Genomic DNA, 6,495 nt, shown 5'->3' on the forward strand with positions numbered 1-6,495 from the left:
CCAGCGAGAGCGTGACCTGATCGCCGTCTTGCCACTCCCGTTTGACTGTCGCGTATCCATCAGTCGGTTCGACAGCCACCGGCTCGCCATCGACCATGAGATTCCAGCCCTCGGCCCAGCCGGGGATGCGGAAGCTAAGGGCGAACTCCGTCGGCTGGGCCGGAGTAAGCTCGACCGTCACGTCCCCGTCCCACGGATACTCGGTGGTCTGTTTGACCGTGAGGTGGGTTCCTGAGACGGTCGTTTCGATGGTACTGCTCACGTAGAGATTGACAAGGAGTTCGCTCTCGGCCCGAGCGTAAACGTACTTGCCGAGCGATGCGAGCACGCGGGACAGATTCGGCGGACAACACGCGACGTAGAACCACTCGTTGCGGTGATACTCGTCGTCCGTCTGGAGCGGGTTCGAATAGCAGTATCCCGTTCCATCGAGCGAGACACCCGACAGCAGGGCGTTATACAAGATTCGTTCTAGGATGTCCACGTACTTCCCGTCCCCCGTCAGCTCGAACATGTTGTGACTCCAGAAGATTGCGCTTGCGGAGGCGCAGGTTTCAGCAAATGCGGTGTCGTTGGGAAGATGGTAGTCCTCGGTGAACGACTCGGAATCCGGGCTCGAACCGAGCCCACCGGTGACGTACATACGCCGTGTCACCATGTTCTGCCACAGGCGTTCGACTGCATCAAACAGTTCCTCATCGTCGACCTCCTGCAGGTAGGCGGCGACAGCGGCATAGAGGTTCCCTGCTCTGACAGCGTGTCCCTCGACTCGTTGCTGGTCACGGACGGGCTTATGATCCTGTGCCCAAAGGCCGTCGTACCCTCCGGTCGCGTCGCGCAGCGTGTCCTGATACCCGACGACGGACCAGCCGCTCTCTTTTTGCTCTTCGCTGAGCGCCTCGCGCTCGATCATCTGTTCGAGTTCTGGGAGTTCGGCCGCCATTGGGGAGGGATCCCGACCTCTCCGGTCAATGAAATAGCCCGCCAGATGCAGATACCGGTCCTCATCAGTGACCCGATAGAGGCGAATCAGCGCCAGTTCTATCTCCTCGTGCCCCGGGATCTTGTCCAGCTTGTCCGGGCCGAATCGCTAGTCGATGTGGTCGGCCAGGTCACGGGCGACCTGCAGAAGCTGTTCATCGTCGAACGTGCGATAATGCGCGACGGCGGCTTCGATTAGGTGCCCGGCGCAGTACAGCTCGTGCATCATGGTGAAGTTCGACCACCGCCCCGAGTTATCTCTGACCATGAAATACGTGAACAGATAGCCGTCGTCTGCCTGCGCCTGCTCGATCAGCGACAGGACGTTATCGACTTTCGTTCTGAGTGTCGGTATCTCGTCGGTTGCGAGGGCGTAGCTTGCAGCCTCAACCCACTTGTAGACGTTCGCATCGATAAAGGGCGGTCCCTCGAAATCGCCACCGGCTTCCCCGACGACTCGACGGAAGTTGTCGAGAGAGCCATTCGCCTGAAGATGGTCGTACTGGTGATCCAGCGAGACGAGAGAGTTCGTCTTCAGACGCGGTAACCAGAACGTATCGCGAATCGCAACGTCCTCGAGAGCAGGTGCCTGATATCGCCCGGTCATACGTATGTAAGAGTCGTCATGCAATAAATAACCGGCAGGTATAAACCAGCGACCGTGTGAAGAGATACTCCGCAAAGGCTCACAGAAGGCGGAGAACAGTCGAATCAGCCGGCATGAACGCCCTGGTTCGGATATCGAGGCGGGTCGCGACGGACCCCCACTGAGGCATCGCGAGCAGCAGTCCCGGAAACAGGGCGTCCGTACCAGTGTCCACATGGAGTGCTGTCGTCTCGCTTGGATGGAAGACAGTTCCCTCGTGCGGTCGCTAACGAACACTGGTACCTCTCTTGCTGCTCAACGTTGGTACTCGATAAACGATACGTTGTACAATTGTATCGGAACCATCTCATATATTCGAAATCGTTCGTCGGCTACTACAGCACCGACGGGTCGAACTGGTCCGCAATCGGATCGGCCACCCTCGATACCGCGAACAAAACCCAGGACGCAGGGATGATCGTCTGTTCTGTTTCCGCTAACTCGCTGAATGAAGCCAGAGTTAGTGAGTTCGAAATTCCTATATCAGTAATACAGTTCGGTTACCTATCTAATAACCATCAATTCTACCACTCCATATATGAGAGTATAAAACTATAGTTTGATTATATATAAACATCTAGCCGACATCCAGCCAACGAATTCCACCATCTATATTTGAATTATGCACTTTGGATATTTGGTCTAAGACAATAATTGGCATCTCGTGTTGCCAACCGTGGGCATGATCGTTGTGGCACCATCGGTATCACTGTCTCCGACGATGAAGACCGGGACGGTCTCCGAAGGCATCATATTAACTTTGAAGCCGGCACGATGCAGGTGTTCGGCAAGAATAGTACCCGTGAGTCTGTGCCGATCCTCGACGACGCTCTCGATCCACTCCGGCGTTGGGAACAATTTCGAGAGCCCGCTGACGATGAGGCTGTGTTCCCCAGACTCGACAAGGCTGCGAAAGCACTCGACCCGACGCCCTTGATCACAACCCAGTCAGCGCGTAATATCCTCGCCGACCTCTGTAAATGGTCCGAGTATGACTTCGAGGAATCACTGAAGCCCCACGGCGCTCGCCGTGGCCTCGGACGAGAAATCTATCGCGAGAATCCCCAGCTGGCTCAAGATGTACTCTGGCACAAGTCCATCGAAACGACACACGAGGGCTACGCTCAGGAAGCCGCGAAACGCACACGAGACGAAGCGAATGATATCATTGGAGGTGAGTGAGATGACCTACTCTTCTTCTTCGTCTCGCTCAGGCTGGATATCCCGAAGCCGATCACTGATCTCCGTGTCGTACTCCGCCAGGACCTCGTAGAACTCCTCAATCGTCTCCGCAGCAGTCTCGCCTTTTGCTTTGATTCTCACTCGGTCCTGGTCCCGGGTTCCGGTCCCCCGGTCCAGCTTAGCCTCCATGCTGCAGCCGGTGTCTGTTCGTTCAACCTTTTCCACTGTGTCGTGACCCGCTGCTGGCTCTGTATCTTGTTCTGTTGACATAGATCATCTCAGGACGCTCTCACTGGAACGCCCCAGACCCGACGGGGGCACATAAAACAGCCGTCAACCACTGCTCTCGAACGCGTCCAGACTGGCTTGCTCACTTGAAACGACGTTGCGACCGGTGGCGTCCGACCACCCGACTCCGTATCTGTCTGCTGTTCTGAGCCGGACTGGTTCCCTCCTTCGACCGTATTCTCGAAGGCGTCGGTCATCCACTCGTGAAGATCCTCAACCTCCTCGTCGTCTAGCTCGCGAAGGCTCCCACCCATCGGAGAGTTGGAGGTTTCCCACTCTCGCTGGAACTCAACAGTGAGTGAGTCACCTTGCACGATGTAGACATCTAGATTCAGAAAACAGCAATTTAGCGTGGTTATGCGGACACACAGTGGGTCCTTATCTTGCCCGACAAAGAGCGCGTCTGGCTGTTCCCGGCCGGCAGCCAAGAGCATCCGACCGCTTCCACAGGCCGGGTCACAAACCGACTGCCGGTCCTCGGTATCGTTCTTGTCGACGAGCCCGGTGATCTCAACCATCGTCTCGCAAACCCTGTGTGGTGTGAAGTGCTGGCCGAACGCATCGCTGGACATCCCATACTCTTCATACATTGCACCCAAAACGTCAGCATTGGTGGCTGCCATTCGTTCTTGGAGCTGGTCGAACGCTTTCAAGAAAAGGTCGACCGACCGCTGCCAGTCGGGGTGGTCCATATCGCCGCGCTCGCGATAGTCGTCGACGATCTCCAGGTACGGATCGTCCCGGCGCTGGAGTGCAAACAACATCAGATTGACCCAGTCTCGGAAGATCGTGTGGGCGCTGTGTCCGCGCTGGCGATCTGTCCAAGTGTCTCAACAATCCCGTCGACGTCGATCTGTGGCGAAGCCATACTCGCTCAGCCCAGAGAGAGTCACAAAATCCGATCACCCGACAGTCGGGAGTCTGGTCACTCTGACCATAGCGTTCTCTGGTCAATACAGTATATTCCCTGAGCAGATTGATCAAAACCACTGTTAGTATGAGTTTCGGGACTATCTGGTAGTATTTCGTGATCGTAAAATTCTAAATATTATTCCATAAATACTGACACTATGGTTTTCAACGGCAGTCCAATTCTTGAGTCGACGATAGAAAACCTCAGATCATTCCTTCTGGAGTGGATGGACCGAGCTACTGTTCCGGGACTCAGTGTAGCCGTCTTTGATAACGATGCTGTTCGTTATGCAGAAGGGTTGGGAGAGCGGAACGTCGACACGCACGCCCCCGCTACGCCAGACACGCTTTATGCCGTTGCGTCGCTGACAAAACCGTTCACTGCGGTTGCGATACTCCAACTCGTCGATAGAGGGTTACTCAATCTCGATGATAAAATCGAACAGTATATCTCAGTCTGGACGGACGTTCCCGGGGAGCCGATTACAGTCCGTGACTTGCTGTCACACGCCTCGGGGATGCCGCGAAACTTTGTCGCTTATCACGACAGTCTCGAGGACGGCCAAGAACTGGACCTGCTGGAACATATTGACGGTGCCGCCGATCAGCGACTCACTGATCGTCCCCGGTACATGTATTCGAACAGTGGCTACTTCCTGCTCGGAGAGATACTCCAGCAGGTCGACGGTCGTGCATATCCCGAATACGTCAGAGACGAACTATTCAGTCCACTTGGGATGACTCGGTCGACGTTCGATTCTGAAGTTCTAAATTCAGACGACGACACAATGACTGGCTACCACCAGACGGAAGATGGGTTAGAACCAGGGAGTGTTGATGACGGTGGCGGACCTTCGGGTGGGCTCGTCAGTTCTGTTTCCGAACTCGTACCGTTGCTTCAGTGCGTGCTAAACGAAGGGTCATACGACGATTGCCGCCTCCTCTCGTCGCACCTCGTCGATGAGATGTGCAGATTGCAGTCCCCACCGCTTCCGATGGCTGATGGGCAGACATCCGGGTACGGCTACGGATGGGAAGTCGAGGAGTTCCTCGGTGAAACCCTCGTTTCTCACAGAGGTAGCATCGGCATCTCCGGCAGATACATGGGCGTACTCCGTGAGCGTGGCCTTGGAATCATGATGGCATACAACGCACTCGGTCACCCTGTGGTCGCTGTCGGCAAAGGAGCGTTAGCGACTGCATGTGGGGAAGACCGTGAGACGGTCGTCCCGCTTCTTCAGCAACTCGATACAGTGAGGTCCATAGAAGGGGCGTACACGGCATATCGTGGTGGGATGACGGTCACTATCGAGCAATCACACAGTAGCGTGATCGAGGTTGACATCAGCAGTCCTCCTCTCACGTTTACTGCCACTCCAGAATCGAGTGAGGGTGAGAGCTACCGCTTCTCCGAAGTCCGCGGTGATGGGAGCAAGCTGATCGCAGAATTCGATACTAAAGGTTCCACAACGGAACTAATCCTCTCACTGGACAAATGGACCTCACGCCTAACCAAAGGCACGTCAGAGCAATAAGTTATCCAGGGCGTCATGGACCCATGTCACTTCGAGATCTGTCTCAGAGGCTGATAAGAGCGTTTCACGAGTTGAAGCACGACTCACCATCGTACTTGAACTGCTTCAAACATTTAGAGGTTGAAATAACTGAATAATGTCTCTAGACTTTGCCACGCTAGCACACTGCATCTAACTAACCCCGACCCTCTCACCCCAGTGTGGCGGTCATATTCGATAGGTACGCACATATACACTGGGCAAGTGATTCGTATTCAGTAGTCTGAAACCAGCTACCAAATGATCTTTATGACACACTGATAGATTGTCTAGTAAGCGTTAATAACGGGATCGGTCTGTTCTCTGTTAGAAGTCGCCATTGATGATATCCGCGACCCGCTGGCGGTCGAACAGCGTGAGTGAGTCCTCCCGAAGCGTCTCTATCCCGTTCCATTCTCCGAATGCCTCGGGGTAAAACTGCCTTGCCGCCGCCTCTGTTTGGAAGAGATTGACAACTGGCCCCTGGTAAGCGGTGCCACCGCGGTACAGGCGGTCGTTTTGAACTGCTGATAACTGACTGCCGACCGGATCCGCTCGCATCGCCTCCATTCGGGACTCGAACTCCTCAGTCGAGACGTGCGAGAAGCCGTACTGGAACACGATAGCGTCGGGATCAACCTCAAGCAGTTGTTCGTAATCCCAGTCCGCGTTCCCCTCAATGTGGCCATCGAACGCTCCGCGCATCTCCAAATCCCGGTACTGCTTGTGATTGTTCCAGTCCCGGACTGTATACACGGAAAACGATCCGGCCTCGAAATATGAGTTAACCGACACTAAGCCAACTCTCGGCCGGTCCTCTGTCGGTGGGAGCGTTTCTTCGATTGTTGCCTGCATCTCGTCGTGTATCGTGGCAAACGCCTCATATCGCTCTCGTTCGTCGAAGGCGTCCGCGATGATCTTGAAGGCCTCATC

At 55.1% G+C, this 6,495-nt stretch carries 4 protein-coding genes and 3 pseudogenes; 2 read left to right on the forward strand and 5 right to left on the reverse strand.

Features of this window, described 5'->3' with window-relative positions; all coding sequences use genetic code 11:
- Positions 1–7: 7 nt before the first annotated feature.
- Both Harman_RS20550 and Harman_RS22045 read right to left on the reverse strand, forming a co-directional pair.
- Positions 8–1,588 (reverse strand): annotated as a pseudogene (locus Harman_RS20550) (beta-L-arabinofuranosidase domain-containing protein); the annotation flags it as partial.
- 79 nt (positions 1,589–1,667) lie between these two features.
- Positions 1,668–1,802, reverse strand: a complete 135-nt coding sequence (locus Harman_RS22045) for a hypothetical protein (protein WP_268812818.1) — start codon at positions 1,800–1,802, stop codon at positions 1,668–1,670.
- Between the two features lie 530 nt (positions 1,803–2,332).
- On the opposite strand from Harman_RS22045, the pseudogene Harman_RS20555 reads away from it, so the two are divergent.
- A pseudogene (locus Harman_RS20555) lies at positions 2,333–2,809 on the forward strand (tyrosine-type recombinase/integrase); the annotation flags it as partial.
- Between the two features lie 6 nt (positions 2,810–2,815).
- Here Harman_RS20555 and Harman_RS20560 read toward each other — a convergent pair.
- A complete protein-coding gene (locus Harman_RS20560) occupies positions 2,816–3,079 on the reverse strand; it encodes a DUF7389 domain-containing protein (RefSeq protein ID WP_137685549.1) in 264 nt (87 codons plus the stop codon).
- A gap of 63 nt (positions 3,080–3,142) precedes the next feature.
- A pseudogene (locus Harman_RS20565) lies at positions 3,143–3,965 on the reverse strand (N-6 DNA methylase).
- A 202-nt stretch (positions 3,966–4,167) separates the two neighbouring features.
- Between Harman_RS20565 and Harman_RS20570 the strand changes: the two are divergent.
- A complete protein-coding gene (locus Harman_RS20570; RefSeq protein ID WP_235007292.1) occupies positions 4,168–5,544 on the forward strand; it encodes a serine hydrolase domain-containing protein in 1,377 nt (458 codons plus the stop codon).
- Positions 5,545–5,889: 345 nt separating this feature from the next.
- Here the strand turns inward: Harman_RS20570 and Harman_RS20575 are convergent.
- Positions 5,890–6,495 (reverse strand): ABC transporter substrate-binding protein (locus Harman_RS20575; RefSeq protein WP_137685550.1); only part of this gene is annotated, 606 nt, incomplete at its 5' end.

Origin of the sequence: Haloarcula mannanilytica (genome assembly GCF_005406125.1) — an archaeon.
Classification (GTDB): domain Archaea; phylum Halobacteriota; class Halobacteria; order Halobacteriales; family Haloarculaceae; genus Haloarcula; species Haloarcula mannanilytica.